Raw genomic sequence first — 17,331 nt, forward strand, 5'->3', positions numbered from 1 at the left:
TGTTAAAATATATTTATGCAAATGTTTGCATAAATATATTCAAATAGCTAATTTGGTTTTCGAAATAACAGATTGTTAACTCTTCATCTGAAATTATGATAAAAACCAATAACCGATTTAAGCTTAAATTGGATTGTCTACCTCTATCACGAGCATTGTGGCTTTTTAGTATTCTTTTCTTTACCTGTCAAATCTCTGAAGCGCAGCAGCGTTCAATTTCAGGTTATGTGAAAGATGCAAACACCAATGTTGCACTTGCAGGTGTTACTGTGGAAGTATCGGGGACGTCTCAAGCTACCAGTACAGACGGTAAAGGATTTTTCCGTTTGGAATCCGTAACCAATAACCAAGAGTTAGTCTTTAAATTGTTGGGTTACACCAATCAACAAATCAAGATCAATGACCAGACCGAAGTGAATGTGGTCTTGAGTTCTGCATCTACAGCTATTGAAGAAACCGTTGTAGTTGGATACGGACGACAGAAAAAAAGAAACCTTACCGGTTCGGTCGTTTCGGTAGGTTCCTCTGAGATTGAAAAAACAACCCTTCAAGATCCGATTTCTATATTGCAGGGACGTGCCCCTGGGGTACAGGTATCTTCTAATTCCGGTGCACCAGGCTCAGAGATGACGATTCGAGTTCGGGGAAGTTCTTCTTTAAATTCGGGAAACAATCCCCTGTTTGTAGTCGATGGTATTCCAATTGAATCTAATTCTGTTTCATCTTTAAATGGAACAGAGAATTTTGGCTTAAACCCTCTTGCGGATATCAATCCCAATGATATTGCGTCCATCGAAATTTTGAAAGATGCAGCTTCTACGGCAATTTACGGTTCACGCGCTGCAAATGGGGTAGTTATGATTACTACTAAACGCGGAGCTGAAGGTAAACCTGAAATTTTGGTGAATGCCACTACAGGCATAAGCAATTTAACAAGAAAATTAAGTGTTCTAAATGGACAGCAATATAGAGAGGCCGTATTGGATTCTTATTATGCACTGCCAAATCCAGAAGAACCTTACTATACGATTATAGATTCATTAAATCCAATGAATAACGGAGATGTAGATTGGCAAGACGCCTTAACCCGTACTGCAAAACAATATAAAATTGATGTTTCGGTCAGGGGTGGTAGCAAGGCCGCAAAATATGCCTGGAGTACCTCTTATTTAGATCAAGATGGTATTATCCTCAATTCAAATTATAAGCGATTTACCTCTCGTCTGAATGTTGATTTTGATATTACAGATTATATCCGTGTTGGACAAAGTATTTCTTATACCAATGGGGTGAATAATAGAACCAATGCGGCCGGTACGGGAAACTTAAGTATTATTCGAAGTTTACTGGTTCGTCCTCCTAATATGTCTATGTATCTGCCCGACGGGTCAATTAATGGTTACATGATTGGTATGAGGAACCCTGTTGGAATGGCATTATATGCTACCAATTTGAATAAAAGCAATAGGATTATCGGTAGTCAATATGTGGAGGTTGATATCCTGAAAGATCTGAAATTCCGATCCAATTTTAACCTGGATTATATATCTATGAAAGAAGAGGAGTTTATGCCTTCTATCCTTGATTATCGTGAGGGCTATAACACGGGTGCTGTTCGCAATATAGGTAACTTGAATTGGGGAAATGAGAGTTATTTTACCTATCAAAAGAGCTTGGACAATGTTCATAACTTTGGTGGGGTCTTAGGGATGAGTTTTCAAAAATGGCGTTTTGACCGCACCGGTCTGGATGGGATGTTTTTCCCTAGTGATGATATCCGTACTTTAAATGCTGCATCAGTTATATCAAACCAAGGCGTCAATGTGGCTTCAGAACATGCTATGCTTTCGTACTTTGGTCGGGCTACCTATGATTACAGGGGTAAGTATTTATTGGAATTTAATCTTAGGGCTGATGGATCATCGCGTTTTGGTAAGAATAACCAATTTGGATTTTTCCCTTCGGCATCTGCAGGCTGGAGATTTAAAGATGAGGAATTTCTGAAAGATGCTAATTGGTTGAGCGATGGCAAGCTAAGGTTTAGTTTAGGAAGTACCGGTAATGAAGCTATTGGTGATTATACCTCACAAGGTGAATTTACCTTGGGAACTAACTACCTTGATTTTTCCGGTGCAGCACCTACGGTCATGCCAAATGCCAGTCTAACCTGGGAAACAACATATCAATATAATTTAGGGCTGGAATTAGGATTTTGGAACAATAGAGTTTTATTTACTACTGAAGCATATCTAAAGAGAACTAAGGATTTATTATATAATGTACCAATTCCTAATACTGTAGGTTTCGAATACATAACCCAAAATATCGGAAATATAGAAAACAGTGGACTGGAATTTAGTTTACAGACTAAGAATCTACAGGGAGCGTTCACCTGGAGTTCAGGACTGAACATTAGTTTGAATAGAAATAAAGTTGCCTCACTTCCTGAAAGCTTGTTAACAAACGGATATATCCAAAATGGGCAATTCCATATTCTGAAAGAAGGATTGCCAATCGGCGTATTTTATGGATGGCGTTATATGGGTGTTTATTCAAGGGATGAAGAGAATGTTAACAAGGTGACAAATGGAGCTGGCGGACCTGTGTTTGTGGGTGGAGACCCTATTTGGAAGGATTTGAATGGAGATGATATTATCAATCAGGATGATAGGGAAATTATTGGTTATGCAGAACCTAAGTTCTTTGGAGGATTTTCTAATGATTTCACTTATAAAAGCTTCTCTTTAAATGTTTTCTTACAATATTCGGTAGGGAACGAGATTTATAGCGAGTTAAATCATCAGCGTAATTCCATTGTCCGTTACAATAATCTTTCTACAGATGCATTGGACAGATGGCGTGAGCAAGGAGATGTAACCAATTTCCCCCGCTTGATTCGTGATGATCCAAAACAATCAGATTCAAGAGTTCAAAGCCGTTGGGTGGAAGATGGTTCATACATTAAATTGAAGAATGTAAATCTAAGATATACCTTAAAACCGGAATGGATTCAAAAGCTTGGCTTGCGTAAAGTTGATGCGTTTATCAACGCATCTAACTTAATTACCTGGACAAAATATACCGGTTTTGATCCTGATGTGAATTCATATTCCGGACTACGAGTAGGTCTGGATGAGGGATCTTATCCACAGAGTCGCAGCTTTATGTTTGGTTTAACCTTTGGCCTTTAATTCTACGAATAATGAAAAAATCATTTAAATATATTATAGGAATATTAGCACTTAGTTTATCAATTAGCTCTTGTTCCGACATGCTTGATAAAGAACCTATCAGTAATTTTTCTGGTCAGGGATTTTATAAAAGTGCATCAGACGCGCAAGCCGGAGTAAATGGTATATACAATTCCTTACAATCTCTTTTCCGCACCAACTTTGCTTACTGGGGTGAGGGAAGGGCAGACAATGTAACGACAAGGCATTCGGGTGACCCATTCGCATTGCAGCAAAATAGTTTAACTCCAATTATTAATTCTGCGAGATGGGAAAATTTCTATACTTTGATCTCTCGGGCAAATTATGCAATTAAATATATCCCTACAGTATTTGAATCCGATGACAGTGCTCTGAGTAATCAATTACTTGGTCAAGCAAGAGGCCTTCGGGGACTTGCGTATTTTTATTTGGTAAGAATTTGGGGAGATGTTCCATTAATTCTAGAACCTTACGAGAGTGTGGATCAGGAACTTTTTGTTAATCGTAATACTCAAGCTGAAGTCCTTAAACAAGCACAGGAAGATTTGCTTTTCGCTGCTGAAAATTGTGCTGACAGCTATAATGGTGATAGAAATAGAGTGTTTTTGACTAAAGGAGCAGCCAATGCTTTCTTAACCCAATTAGCGATGTGGCAAAAGCAATATCAGGATGCTGTGAGCTATGCGGAGAAAGTGATGGATGAGAGTCAATATAGCCTGGTGTCAATAAATGATTGGAACAGCATTTTTAATAAAGGGGCTAGTTCTGAGAGTATTTTTGAGATCGGCTATAACGAAGTTCAAACAAATTCATTACGAGTTTTATACGCCCTAGGATCCGATGCTGATTATGTGCCCAGTAATAAATTCATTGCTTCTATTGAGGAAGGTGATTTAAGGAAAAGCCTTATTTATGATGTTAAGGAAGTTCAACCTAGAAAAGTATGGAAGTTCTTTGGAGTAGGATTTAACGATGAGAGCGCAGATCCATCGTCCAATAATATCGTTTTAACCCGACTGGCCGATATTATGCTGTTAAAGGCCGAAGCACATGCTCAATTAAATCAAAACGAAGAAGCTTTAACATTATTGAACAGTATTCGTAAAAGAGCCGGTTTAAGCACTGTTGATTTAGAAGCTGCTAAGAATCTTTACACAGATTTACCATCTGCCATATTACATGAACGATCTATAGAGTTATGTTTTGAAGGTCACCGCTGGTTTGATTTAGTTCGTACTGACAAAGCCATTTCTACTATGAAACCTATAAATGGATTAACGGATATACGAAATTTGGTTTGGCCATTGCATGAGAATGCCTTGCTCCGTAATCCGAAGCTACAACAGAATGAATTCTATAAATAATCACTGAACGAATTATTTATGTTTATGAAAAAGACAAAAAACACGATAACAAAAATCCTACTGGGAGTTGGGATTCTTGGATCCTTATATAGCTGTGAAATACAGGAGAATTTTGAATATATACCCGGACCTGATAATAGTAAATTAACCGTAGATGCTTTAACCTATATCTCCGGAAATGATTCGCTTTCTTATTTAAAGGAAGCAGTAGGCTTAGCCGGAATGGAAAGTTTCTACGCAGGCAACAAGGAGTATACTTTTATTGCGCCTAATAATCAGGCATTTCGTGCGTATTTGAAGGATAATGGATATGCTACTTTGAATGAAATTCCTCAGCCAATTCTTAAAAATATGCTTAAATATCATATTGTGAATGGATTAGTGAATTTTAACGATCCGGCTTTATCCTCGAGTAATAAACCAATTGCATATGCGACTGAAAATGGGCAGACAATGTATCTATCCCATAGCAGTACTTTTGTTGGAATTATCAATGAAGGGACAAATAGACAATGGCAAATCAGAACTTCTAATCTGATTCCTACGAATGGTGTAATGCACGTGACCAACTTTATTACCTTTTATTCGGCACCAACCGGAGATGCAAATGCAGTAAATCCAAATTTATTACTGGACACCATTTTTCCTAAACATGATTCTTATATCAATGGAGGGATTGATTCGGATAAGAATTTTGGAACCAATAATTTGATGAAAGTAAAAAATGTTGAAGGGGATGGAGATTATGATCGTAAAGCGGTTATGATGTTCGATTTCAAAGACTTTAAGAAACAGGGGGTCGTTACTGATATGCGTCTTCAGCTTTCGGTTTCTTTCACCCATGCAAAGGGAGTAGATCTTAATTTATTTGAAACCCCAAATACAACCTGGTCCGAATCTTCAATTAAATTCAATAACATGGTCTTTGCAACTGGTCCAAGGATCGCGACCATAAAGACAAGTAAGGTAAGCTTCTTTAATTTTGATTTGACAGATTATTATAAAAGCAGAAATCCTGAAGGTTTAGTTTCTTTAATGCTGGACGGACAGGCAGGGTCAGATGAAACGGATGAAATCGCTACAAAGGAGCATACTACTTTATTACCACCTATGCTTATTGCTACTTTGGCTTCAGGTGATTCAGAATTGAAATTAGAGAAAATCAGTCCGTTTCTAGTTGATAAAGGCGGTGTTTATGTTCTTTCAAAAGATAATCTACAAGTTTCGGGTGCTACCGCTGCTGATATTATATATACCATTGAACAAGTACCGACATTCGGTTGGTTGTTAAAAGGTGCAGATGTGCTGAAAGGAGGGAGTAAATTTTCTCAATTGGATTTAGATTTAAAGAACATTTTGTTTATTCAAGATGGAGAAAATGTAGGTTCTCAGTCTCTTTTGTTAACCGCAAGAGATAAAGCCGGTGCCATTTTAGAAAATATTGAGTTGAAAATTTCCGTTAAATAGCATGAGAAGAAGTATTTATCGAGGGCTTATGGGTTTTGGAGGTGTTCTGTTACTGATGAACTGTGGATCACAAGTTCCGGTAATAGAACAACCTATTGAAACTACGGATCGTGTGATCCACTTTTCAGGTTTTGAATGGATAGTCAGAAATAATGATGCAAAACAAGGTCCGGGACCTAATTATTTTTCCGATTCAGAGGATAATGTTTGGATAGATAATTCAGGAAAATTACACCTGAGGATCACTCAAAAAGGAGGTACTTGGTATTGTGCCGGAATTTATGCAAAACAACCTTTGGGCTATGGGAAATACACATTTTATATTAATTCAGATATAACAAAATTGGATCAAAATGTCGTCGCCGGTTTATTTACGTATCTTAATGATATGGAGGAAATCGATATTGAATTTTCTAAATGGTCTATTTCGGATAACAAGAATGCACAATATGCTATTCAACCTTCCGATGCAGCTGGAAACAAATTTAGATTTGATATTCCTGCCGATTCTGGGCCTACTAAACATGAGTTTAATTGGCAGGCAGATCAAGTGATTTTTTCAAGTGGTTTTAATATTAATTCAAATGAAGAAATATTTGCCGGTTGGAAATATGTAGGCGCTCAAACTCCAAAACCCTCAAATGAAAAAATGCGCTTGAATCTTTGGCTTTTTAAAGGACAAATACCCTCTAATTTGAAGGAACAAGAAATTGTAATTGATAGTGTTTCATTTGAACGATAAATAATAAAAAGTTATAATCAATCTAAATCATTGTTTTTAATATGGATGTAAACGAGAAAATGGTTGCAATCTTCGATACTAAAAAAGAGGCAGGAATTGCCTCCGGAAGAGCAATTGAAAAGGCAATCATAGAATTATTGAAGGAAAAAGAAGAAATCCGCATTATTTTTGCCGCAGCACCTTCACAAAACGATACCCTGGATTATTTGGTGGATTCTAAATCTATTCCTTGGAATCGTATAATTGCTTTAAATATGGATGAATATATTGGTTTGCCACCTTCTTCTGAACAATTATTCGCCTCCTATTTGAAGGGGAGGATATTTTCAAAAGTTAATGTTAAAGAACTTCATCTTATTGATCCGAGTCATGACGTACAAAAAGAAATTGAACGTATTACCAAGCTTATAACTGAATCAACTATTGATCTCGTAATACTTGGGATTGGTCAGAATGGTCATATTGCTTTTAACGATCCACCCTATGCTGATTTTAACGATACGGCAGTAATCAAAGCTGTAGAATTAGATTTAATTTGTAGAGAACAGCAAGTAACGGATAAATGCTTTGCAAAATTAGAGGAGGTGCCATTAAGGGCTCTAACTTTAACGATTCCAACCATTATGAACGCCGGAGAGCTGTTTTGTATTGTTTCCGGTAAGCATAAAGCCCAAGCTGTATATGAGACTATCAATGGTGAATTATCCAAAGAATGGCCCTCCACTGTTCTACGAACCCATCCAAATTGTAGGTTTTATTTTGATAAACAAGCCGCGGAGATGATCCGGTAGTATTTGCGATTGTGAATGTCTTGTCCTGGAATCACAATGTTTTGCTTTCGCAATCTTGAAAAATTGAAGAAGAGGTAAATCTAAATAGTACTTTATTTTAGTTTTTTATAATTGTTTCTCTAACTTCTCAGTGACTTCCCTGAAATTTGGTAGGGATGCATTGAGATGTTAGCGAATCAATAAACTCTATGGATTTCATTCAAGTCATTAGGTCGTAGCTAATAAATAGGAAATATGTCATTAAATTAAGTAAGAATACAGTACATATTGATGATGTTCAGATTCCAATTGGTGAGACCTTTTTAAAAATGTTAAATTATTTTTCAAGTAATATTATAAGAGAAAGTAAAGCAGAAGTGTGGTCATAGTTAGAGTAAGACAGGAAATCACTTAATTAATAAATAGGTCATTTTTTTTGCACTAAAATTTTTTAAAATTTACCTAATTATTAGAATTGATAATTATCAAATCATAAGGTGAAAGCTTTTAAAAAATATCAAAAGCTGCATGCAGTTTTGGGTGATTGTTCTTACAACGAATTGATTTGTTTTTTTTATAAGAAAGCTGATGGTCGGAGTGAAGCGATAAATTCAATTTAGTTTTTTCTTCCCTGACTGTGCTCAAATTGTATTCTTGCAGAACATCCAATAATTACTATCAAGGCAAGATAATTGACGAGAACGGCAAACCAATTGAATGGGTTGCCGTATTTGAAGTAGGAAGTATGGACAGTAGGAGATCCAAGTCCGACAGCAACGGATATTTCAAACTCAGCAGAAGTCCCGATTGGCTAGGCACATTGATATTTTTTGGGCAGGGATAATTAACGGAATCAATTCCTTCGGTCTGGCCTCAGGCAGGGGCGCGGATAAGGTACAATTTTATCGAATAAGGCACTACGGTCATTCGGATGAAAATTGCTGAAACAGATTTATCTGGAACACTTCCTGTTAGACAATTTCCTATAAATGACAATATAAATTTCGACAGCTTTGAAAAATCGGAGATGCGGGACAAAATAGGTCTTTTGAAGCGGATTAAGTTTGATCTCAGGCGTAAAGATTCAATAAATTTCAAGCAATACTAAAATCCTTTTTCAGAAAACTTTAGCGCAGCCGTCATTTCCTATCAATACGGTAAACAAGCTCTCTTCACCGTATTGACAACTTAAATAAGCATAACAAAATAATCAATAAACTGGAGATGCTTACGATGAATTAGCGGTTCGCATTCGGAAAATCAAAAAAATAGAAAAAGACAAACCATTGGTAACCAATTCAAATTGGATGCGTGAAACAACAGTTCTTAAAAGGGGAACGTACCTGGTAGAAAGCAGTGCTGAATTTAAAAATGTGCAATAATCAGCATGCAGTTTGAGATTAAAAAAACTCAGTTATTAATACTATTAAAATATGGAATTAGCTTTACACTACCCATGAAGATAAAATTTAATTCAACAAATGACCTTTACAGGTTTATTTTATAATGCTGAATCTTTTCTTTATTAAGAAATGTCAAATTAATTTTAATAATTGATTTTTTACGTAAATTGAATAGTTAATAAATATTTCCAAGAAAGGACACGAGTCCAAATATGCTTCAATATTAATATTTATTAAATATTTTATCTTTGTTCTATGAGCAGAATTACCTTAAAAGAACTAGCTTTTGAATTGGGCTTATCTATTTCAACAGTTTCTAAAGCTCTTAACGATAACTTTGAAATTAGTGAGATTACAAAAAATCGGGTTAAAGAAGCTGCCAGTCTATTAAATTATAAACCGAATTTGGTGGCTAAAAGTCTAAAAACAGGGTACAATAATACCATTGCTATCATTGTTCCTTATTTTGGGAATCCATTTCAGTCTCAGGTCTTGGAAGGTGCTCACCAAGCTGCCTATGAAAGGAATTACAAACTTGTCTTTATGCAAAGCCGGGAAAATGCGAAGCTCGAACAAGAATCTTTAAAAACTTTGAACCAACAAAATGTAGACGGGGTGATAATTACTCCCTCTGCAAACAGCAATCTGAAATATCTAAAACAATTTCATCAAATCTGTCCGCTAGTCCTCGTTGATAGAATAGATTTTGATTTGCCGACTTTTAAAATTGGTGTGAACAGTGAAAAAGGATCTTATGATGCCACTCAGCATTTAATCAATTCAGGACGTAGGAACATTTTAGTGCTCTGCGGAATGAATATTGGAATCAACCAAAAAAGGATATCGGGATATAATAAAGCATTGATGGCTAATTTTATCCCTTTTAATAAGGAAAATATAATCCAAGTCGACTATGGTCAATCACGAGAAGATTTAATTAAAAACCTAACTCAAATTTTAAAGAATAAATTGAATCAAAATTCTGGTCCTATGGGAATATTAGGTACAACAGACACCCTGACGGTTTCTTGTCTCGGAATTCTATCAAACCTAGGGATAAGAGTACCAGAGCAAGTTTCGGTTATTGGCTTTGCAAACACCGAGGCTGCAGAGTCCTTAAATCCATCCTTATCCACAATCATCCAACCTGCTTTTGAAATAGGGCAGAAAGGGGTTGAAAAATTAATCCAACTCATTGAATCAAAGGATAGGTTCAAAATGGATTTTGACACAACTATCCTAGATACATTTATCGTTGCCCGAAACTCAACTAAAGTTTGACGGGTTTCATTTTAGGAACCAAAATTTTCATGATAATCCATGCGACTAAATAGGCCAAGGCACAAAAGGTAAATACGATCATATATCCTTGGTCAATACCATTGGCTACGGTTTCGCCCTTAGAAGAAAGTTGCTTCAGGAACTCTTCAATATTGGCAACGCCATTTTGCTCAAAAAATCCCTTCCTTGTATCTAGGTTAGCTATTTCAGGATATCTGTTCAGAAGATTTTCGCCATTTACCTTGCTCCAATGTGTCTCAGCGTAATCAAATAGCTTTCCAGAATAGATATTGATGAAAAATGAACCCAGTCCTCCAGCTAATCCTCCTATGCCAGTTACGGTAGCAATAGCCCTTTTGGGAAACATATCTCCAATTGTCGAGAATATATTGGCTGACCAAGATTGATGTGCAGCTGCACCGATACCGATCAAGATTGTTGGAACCCAAAAAGAGTAATGCCCAAATGGCTGCGCCAATAGAACCAATAATGGGAAAAATGCAAATATCAACATTGCACGCATCCTCCCGGCATATGCATTCATTCCCTTGTTGATGAAATATGAAGGCAACCAGCCACCTATCAAAGAAAGCATCGTGATGCTATATAGCACAAACAGAGCTAATTGGCCATTTAAGTCGGACGACTTAACTCCATAAACGGAGCTTAAATATGCGGGCATCCAAAATAAATAAAACCACCAAACTCCGTCGGTCATAAATTTACCTACCGCAAATGCCCAAGTCTGATTGTGTTTTAAGCAGTTGAGTATACTCACCTTCCCTTGGGTAAAAGGTATATTAACATCGTGCTGTTGCGCTTCTACGATGTCATCTTGTTGGATATATTCCAATTCCGCCTGGTTTACTTTTGGATGTGACTCTGGTTTATCGTATATGAATATCCAATATCCCATCCATACAAATCCCAAAGCTCCAATAATTATAAATGACATTTCCCAACCCCAGTATTCTGCTATGACTGGAATACACAATGGAGCAATCAATGCACCGATAGTAGAACCGGCATTAAATATACTTGTGGTAAACGCTCTGTCTTTTTTTGGAAAGTACTCCGCCGTTGTTTTGATCGCTGCCGGGAAGTTTCCAGCCTCACCTATGGCCAAAACAAACCGGGCAAAAATAAATAAGACAACACTGACGTTGATGACCCTAGAAAAATCATGGACGTTTTTTATGGCTTCCTTGGCTCCTTCAAATCCAACAAACCATTCACCTGCAACAATGCCTGATGTTGCTATTCCACAGAATGCATGCAGGATAGCTCCAATTGACCAAACAGCAATCGCCCAAAGAAAACCTTTTTTTGTGTCCATCCAATCAATAAATCGACCGGCAAACAACATCCCAACTGCATAGAAAATCGAGAACAGGGCAGTTATCAGGCCGTAATCGTTATTGGTCCAGTGAAATTCCGGAGAAATAAAATCTTTCCAGGTTAAGGATAATACTTGCCTGTCCAAGTAATTTATGGTCGTTGCGAAAAATAAGAGGGCACATATAGTCCATCTAAATTTGCTGGCTTTTTGGTCACTCATATGGCTGTCTATAAGGTTAACAGTTTATAATTACTATAATTATCAAAATAATACATCGAAATAAAAAGAAATATCTACTTAAACGTTTTCGAAGATTTTAGAACATTCTTTATATACAATGTTTATATTTCCCTAAATCGAAATCGATTTCGCAGATATTAATACCAATCCATTTAAACTTATGGTAACTTATAACTTCTAAAACAAATTAAAAATGGAATTAACCTTTGATAGTCGATACGCAATCGGACCCAATGAATCAAAAAACCTGGATACTGAAGGTTTAAGAAAAAACTTCCTAATCGAACAATTATTTTTGAAAGACGGAATTCATTTTACCTATAGCCATTATGACCGCTATATGGCTGGTGGAGCTATGCCGGTCAACGAAAAACTAAAACTGGAAACTATTGAACCACTTCTGAAGGAGGATTATTTCTTGAGCAGAAGAGAACTTGGAATTATCAATGTTGGTGGAAATGGTAAAGTGGAAGTCGATGGTGAACTATTCGAACTCAATTTTAAGGAAGCATTATATATTGGAAAGGGGAACAAAGAAGTTTATTTCATTAGTAACGATCCCTCTAATCCGTCAAAGTTCTATATGAATTCAACCCCAGCGCATCATTCATATCCTACAAAGAAGGTAACAAAAGAACAGGCGAATAAAATTGAACTTGGATCATTGGAAACCTCAAATCATAGGGTTATCAATCAGATGATGCTACATACCGTTATTGAAACCTGTCAATTGCAGATGGGCATGACAGAGCTTCAATTAGGTTCAGTATGGAATACCATGCCTGCCCATACCCATGACCGCAGAATGGAAGTCTATTTTTATTTTGATCTCCCTGAGGGGCAATCCGTTTCTCATTTCATGGGTCCCGTAAATGAAACCCGCCATATTTGGATGCAAAATGAACAGGCTGTAATTTCTCCACCTTGGTCTATCCATGCTGGGGCAGGCACAAGCAATTATACCTTCATATGGGGAATGGCAGGTGAAAATATGGACTATGACGATATGGACAAAAGTCCAATAACTGAACTTAGATAATATGAAAAAGATTTGGCTAACCATACTGACCATAACTGTTGCTGCACATGGATATGCTCAGAAATTTATTCAAATAAGCAATCCTACGGCCCATAATAGAAATGAATTGGTTTCTATTCCTTATGATAAGTTTACGTCCCATTTTCTGATGGATAGTACTTTTACTATTAAAGATGAAAAAGGCAATGTCCTCCCCCATCAGTTGGAGAAATTGGGCACTGTACATCCGGTCAATGTACTTGTTTTAGTCAATATTGGACCTAAATCTAAACTCAAGCTTTCAGTAGATCAAACGGCAAGCCCAGCTGCTGAACCCAAAACGTTTGCCCGATATGTCCCAGAAAGGTTCGATGATTTCGCATGGGAAAACGATGTCCTTGCTTTCAGAATGTACGGTAAGGCCCTGGAAGGAAGACCTGATGATGCCCAAGGAATGGATGTATGGGCAAAAAGAACGGATAAATTAGTCATTGACAAGTGGTATAAAACAGAAGATTACCATAAAGATCACGGTGAAGGCTTGGATTACTATTCGGTAGGGCAGACCCTGGGAGCTGGAGATATAGGTCTGTTTATCAATGACTCATTGATGTATACTAAACATTATCGTAGGTATAAAGTCTTAGATAACGGACCATTAAGAACGACTTTTCAGTTAGAATTTGATCCTGAAAATGTGGATGGGCAACATATAATCTTTAGTAAAAGATTCAGTTTGGACGCAGGGAGCAACTTTAATAAAATCACGCTAAAATTTGAAAATCAAAACAAGGGTGAAACACCAATCGCAATTGGCATTGTAAAAAGAAAAGAAGAAGGCCCATTACTGACATTTGCCAAGAATCCTATGTCATTGACTTATTGGGAACCGGAGATCAATAACAGCGGTAAAATAGGAGTGGCACTAATAGTTCCGGAAAAAGGGGTGAAATATAGCAATGCCAGCCCAGAACAAGCCCTAATGATCTCAAAAGTCAAAAATAAAAAAGACTTCATATATTTTAACGGTGCTGCTTGGAATAAAGCTGGGAAAATAACGAATGAGAATGAATGGAATAAAGCAGTTGAAATCTATAAGGAGAATTTAAAGCATCCACTAAAAACAGAATTAAAATAAAATAGCATGTCAATTTTAAGTTCATTTGATTTAACGGGAAAACTGGCCTTGGTGACAGGCTGCAAACGAGGAATAGGTAGAGCTATGGCCGAAGGCTTAGCAGAAGCAGGAGCAGACATAATCGGAGTTTCTGCAAATCTAGAATTAGAGGCATCAGAAATAGAAAAATCTGTTAAAGCCTTTGGTAGGAATTTTTATGCTTATCAGTGTGATTTTTCAAAAAGGCAAGATCTTTATTCATTTATTGAAAAGCTGAAGGGTTCGCATCCTACAATCGATATTCTCTTCAATAATGCTGGCAATATTCTAAGGAAGCCGGCAATAGAACATCCCGATGAATATTGGGACCGGATAATTGAAATAAATCAAAATGCCCAATTTATCCTGACAAGGGAAATTGGAAAAGAGATGGTTGCACGTGGATCTGGCAAAATTATATTCACCGCTTCACTCCTATCATTTCAGGGAGGAGTGAATGTGCCGGGATATGCTGCCTCTAAAGGTGCTGTAGCATCGCTCACAAAAGCTTTTGCAAATGAATGGGCAAGCAAAGGTGTCAACGTAAACGCTATTGCTCCTGGTTATATTGCTACTGATAATACCGAGGCTTTAAGGAATGATGCCGGTCGTTCAGCCTCTATCCTTGATCGTATACCGGCTGGAAGGTGGGGTGAAGCAGAGGATTTTAAAGGTCCGGCGGTGTTTCTTGCCTCTGAAGCCTCCAATTATGTCCATGGAACCATCCTGACAGTCGATGGTGGCTGGATGGGCAGATAAAAAATAAGGGGCTATCCAATGGATAACCCCTTATTTTTTATCATAACTATCAACTTTATTTTAATTCCTTGAGCCTAGTTAAAGCCTCTAGGTAATAATAATCTGCGTAGGTAAGTGGTACATCTACTTCCGAATTATGTGGTAAACTTCCTACACTGTGCCTTAATAGAAAACCACCATTCGTTTTGTAGTCAGCAAAGTATTCAGGGCTAGATAAAGTCTTTAGGCTTTCTTTTGCAAAATCCAAGAATGCCTTTTTATCCTTTCCTTTAGAAAATGTAGAAAGTTCTACCAAGGCTGATGCAACAATTGCCGCTGCAGAAGCATCCCTCGGTATAGGAGAGATATTCCTTCCTGTAAAATCCACATCTGATTTAAATCCTTCCTGATGGGCATTAAAGTCCCAATTTGGGATTTTATCCGATGGAAGTTTTGGATGATTCATGTAGAATCTCGCCGCCTGTTGAGCAGTTTTTAAGTATTCAGGGTCTTTGGTCTCCCTGAACATCATGGTAAATCCATAGATTGCCCATGCCTGTCCACGTGCCCAAGTCGAGTTGTCAGCATAACCTTGATTTGTTTGATGATGTATAGCTTTTCCGGTTTCATCATAATCGACAACATGGTAGGTACTGTAATCTGGGCGGAAATGATTTTTCATCGTTTGGTCGGCATGACTGATCGCTACTTTTTTATATTTCGGGTCGCCCGTTATATCTGAAGTATAACACAACATCTCCAAATTCATCATATTGTCGATAATGACAGGATATTTCCAAATGGTCTCATTGTCCCAAGCTTTCTTTTCGTTCCATGACTTGATTACTCCAACCTTTTCATCAAATCTTTTCAATGCTGTATTCGAAGAATGGATAATAATATCTTTATATTCCTTAACCTTCGCTGGATCTTTTAAGTATTTAATTGCGTTTCCATACGAGCAATACATGACAAAACCTATATCATGATGTTGGTCTAGGTCTTTGGCTTTTTCTAGTTTTTCTGTCCATTTAACTGCTTCATCTTTAGTTTCTTCATTCGCGGTTTGAAGATATAAATACCATAATGAACCCGGGAAAAATCCTCCGGTCCAATCCCATTCGTCTGTACCTACAAGTTTGCCGTCTTTTGTAGTTCTTGGGAATTCGTTCAATACATCTGCTTGTTTAGCTAAGAAATTATATTGTTTGTCGGCTTTCTTGAAAATTTCAGGAATGAAATCCTCTTGATGCGGTTTCATACTGATCATCAATACGGATGCCGCAGCAGCTAATAATGATGTGATTTTAATTCTCATATCTGATGGTTCTAATAAGTTACATAATAATCTTTAGGGAATTTTTGTCCTGAAAAGGCTTTTTGAGAAGTCCAGGGCTCTGCTTTAGCAACCCAAAATTCATCATCCGCCGGCAATCCCAATGCCAAAAAGGATAATGATGCTTCATACAAAGAGCCTGTATTGGTATAAGAGTCAGCAATGTTTCCTTGTTGTGGGGATGTTAAACCTAAAACTAACCAACCGTACTTATCAAAAATATCATGGCTATATATCTTTTTGAGCATAGCGGTCATAGCTCCTCTAACTTGAGATGGCTTTAAGGTTGCCGGTAATTTTTTATCCAATGCAACTGCTGATAGAGGTTGAAATCCGCCATTTCTGTAGGTTGAACTTCTGCCGATTACAGGATAGTACCCTTCAGGTGAAATCATTCTTTCCAAATGCTCAGCATACCTTTGCATCCTTTTATATGCACGGTCATACTTCTCTTGATATGCAGGAGAAACCTGGGCATTATGTTTCAATGTTTCTACTAACATGCAATGAATGACATATCCATTGTAGTAGTCATAGCTAAACCTAGCTCCATCACTATACCATCCATCGCCAACATACCAATCCTTATCAAATTTATCGATTGCATGGTCAATTTTCTCTCTATCTGGCTCGACTCCAACACTCAGTAAAAATGTTTCTGTCATAGAGGCAAACAGTAGCCAATTGCTTTGATTGGGCGTAATCCATCGGATATGCTTAAACTCTTCAATAAGTTGCTTCTTAGTGTTTTCAGCAAGTGGCTCCCATAATGCTTTTGGTGCACGCAGTAGCCCTAAGGCCAAATGTGCAGCATCTACCAAAGTCTGTGTGGACTTGTCTCTCCATGCAAAATAATCCGGAGAGCTGGGGTCGACTCCATGCTGAATACCCAGTAAAGCTTGTTGTAAAAACTTACTTCTTATTTTGCTTTCATTGCTATTGTCTGAAGGTAATGCAAGCCAAGGGGCAATACCAGCAATTAAACGTCCGAAAGCTTCCAAATACCCAACCTTTGGATTTCTGCTATCAAACGATTCTGAAGCAATCATCGGCATATTTTTCTGAAAAGTACCTTTGCTAATGTTTTCAAGAATTGGCGTAGCCATTTTGCTGATCACTGAAACCCAATATGCTCTATCGTTTGATGTGTCATATTCAGGAATGCTACTTTGCGCTTTTTTTTCAGAAGCATCAAGGTTGGTATTTGCAAGGGTAAATCCCCCAAAAAGTAAGCCCGCTTTTTGAATCCATGTTCTCCGTTTCAT

At 37.3% G+C, this 17,331-nt stretch carries 13 protein-coding genes; 10 read left to right on the forward strand and 3 right to left on the reverse strand.

Annotated elements, in window-relative coordinates:
- Positions 1 to 95 precede the first annotated feature (95 nt).
- The 7 genes from E0Y80_RS01165 to E0Y80_RS01195 all read left to right on the forward strand — a co-directional run bounded on the left by E0Y80_RS01165 (position 96) and on the right by E0Y80_RS01195 (position 10,239).
- Positions 96 to 3,191, forward strand: a complete 3,096-nt coding sequence (locus E0Y80_RS01165; protein ID WP_156305544.1) for a SusC/RagA family TonB-linked outer membrane protein — start codon at positions 96 to 98, stop codon at positions 3,189 to 3,191.
- 11 nt (positions 3,192 to 3,202) lie between these two features.
- Positions 3,203 to 4,576: a RagB/SusD family nutrient uptake outer membrane protein gene (locus tag E0Y80_RS01170; RefSeq protein WP_156305546.1), complete on the forward strand. Its 1,374-nt coding sequence runs from the start codon at positions 3,203 to 3,205 to the stop codon at positions 4,574 to 4,576.
- Between the two features lie 24 nt (positions 4,577 to 4,600).
- Positions 4,601 to 6,043 carry a CBM96 family carbohydrate-binding protein gene (locus E0Y80_RS01175; RefSeq protein WP_231595879.1) on the forward strand — a complete coding sequence of 481 codons (1,443 nt, stop codon included), beginning with the start codon at positions 4,601 to 4,603 and terminating at the stop codon, positions 6,041 to 6,043.
- Position 6,044: 1 nt separating this feature from the next.
- A complete protein-coding gene (locus E0Y80_RS01180) occupies positions 6,045 to 6,785 on the forward strand; it encodes a glycoside hydrolase family 16 protein (RefSeq protein WP_156305550.1) in 741 nt (246 codons plus the stop codon).
- 41 nt (positions 6,786 to 6,826) lie between these two features.
- Positions 6,827 to 7,576, forward strand: a complete 750-nt coding sequence (locus E0Y80_RS01185; protein ID WP_156305552.1) for a 6-phosphogluconolactonase — start codon at positions 6,827 to 6,829, stop codon at positions 7,574 to 7,576.
- A 625-nt stretch (positions 7,577 to 8,201) separates the two neighbouring features.
- A complete protein-coding gene (locus E0Y80_RS01190) occupies positions 8,202 to 8,399 on the forward strand; it encodes a peptidase associated/transthyretin-like domain-containing protein (protein ID WP_156305554.1) in 198 nt (65 codons plus the stop codon).
- Positions 8,400 to 9,213: 814 nt separating this feature from the next.
- Positions 9,214 to 10,239 carry a LacI family DNA-binding transcriptional regulator gene (locus E0Y80_RS01195; protein ID WP_156305556.1) on the forward strand — a complete coding sequence of 342 codons (1,026 nt, stop codon included), beginning with the start codon at positions 9,214 to 9,216 and terminating at the stop codon, positions 10,237 to 10,239.
- Here E0Y80_RS01195 and E0Y80_RS01200 read toward each other — a convergent pair.
- Positions 10,229 to 11,797, reverse strand: coding sequence for an MFS transporter (locus E0Y80_RS01200; RefSeq protein WP_156305558.1), 1,569 nt, complete (start codon positions 11,795 to 11,797; stop codon positions 10,229 to 10,231). The genes E0Y80_RS01195 and E0Y80_RS01200 overlap by 11 nt on opposite strands.
- A 214-nt stretch (positions 11,798 to 12,011) precedes the next feature.
- Here E0Y80_RS01200 and kduI point away from each other — a divergent pair, with 214 nt between their 5' ends.
- From kduI to E0Y80_RS01215, 3 genes are read left to right on the forward strand one after another with little or no spacing between them, the layout of a single operon-like run.
- The gene (gene kduI / locus E0Y80_RS01205; protein ID WP_156305560.1) at positions 12,012 to 12,857 is read left to right on the forward strand and encodes a 5-dehydro-4-deoxy-D-glucuronate isomerase; all 846 of its coding nucleotides are present in this window, start codon (positions 12,012 to 12,014) and stop codon (positions 12,855 to 12,857) included.
- Position 12,858: 1 nt separating this feature from the next.
- Positions 12,859 to 13,974, forward strand: a complete 1,116-nt coding sequence (locus E0Y80_RS01210) for a DUF4861 family protein (protein WP_156305562.1) — start codon at positions 12,859 to 12,861, stop codon at positions 13,972 to 13,974.
- A 6-nt stretch (positions 13,975 to 13,980) separates the two neighbouring features.
- Positions 13,981 to 14,751 (forward strand): SDR family oxidoreductase, encoded by a 771-nt coding sequence (locus tag E0Y80_RS01215; RefSeq protein ID WP_156305564.1) that lies wholly within the window; start codon positions 13,981 to 13,983, stop codon positions 14,749 to 14,751.
- Positions 14,752 to 14,806: 55 nt separating this feature from the next.
- Here the strand turns inward: E0Y80_RS01215 and E0Y80_RS01220 are convergent, their stop codons facing one another.
- Both E0Y80_RS01220 and E0Y80_RS01225 read right to left on the reverse strand, forming a co-directional pair.
- The gene (locus tag E0Y80_RS01220; protein ID WP_197091441.1) at positions 14,807 to 16,048 is read right to left on the reverse strand and encodes a glycoside hydrolase family 88 protein; all 1,242 of its coding nucleotides are present in this window, start codon (positions 16,046 to 16,048) and stop codon (positions 14,807 to 14,809) included.
- 11 nt (positions 16,049 to 16,059) lie between these two features.
- Complete coding sequence (locus tag E0Y80_RS01225) at positions 16,060 to 17,331, reverse strand: DUF2264 domain-containing protein (RefSeq protein WP_156305566.1); 1,272 nt, start codon at positions 17,329 to 17,331, stop codon at positions 16,060 to 16,062.

Origin of the sequence: Sphingobacterium endophyticum, assembly GCF_009733535.1 — a bacterium.
Taxonomy (GTDB): Bacteria; Bacteroidota; Bacteroidia; order Sphingobacteriales; family Sphingobacteriaceae; genus Sphingobacterium; species Sphingobacterium endophyticum.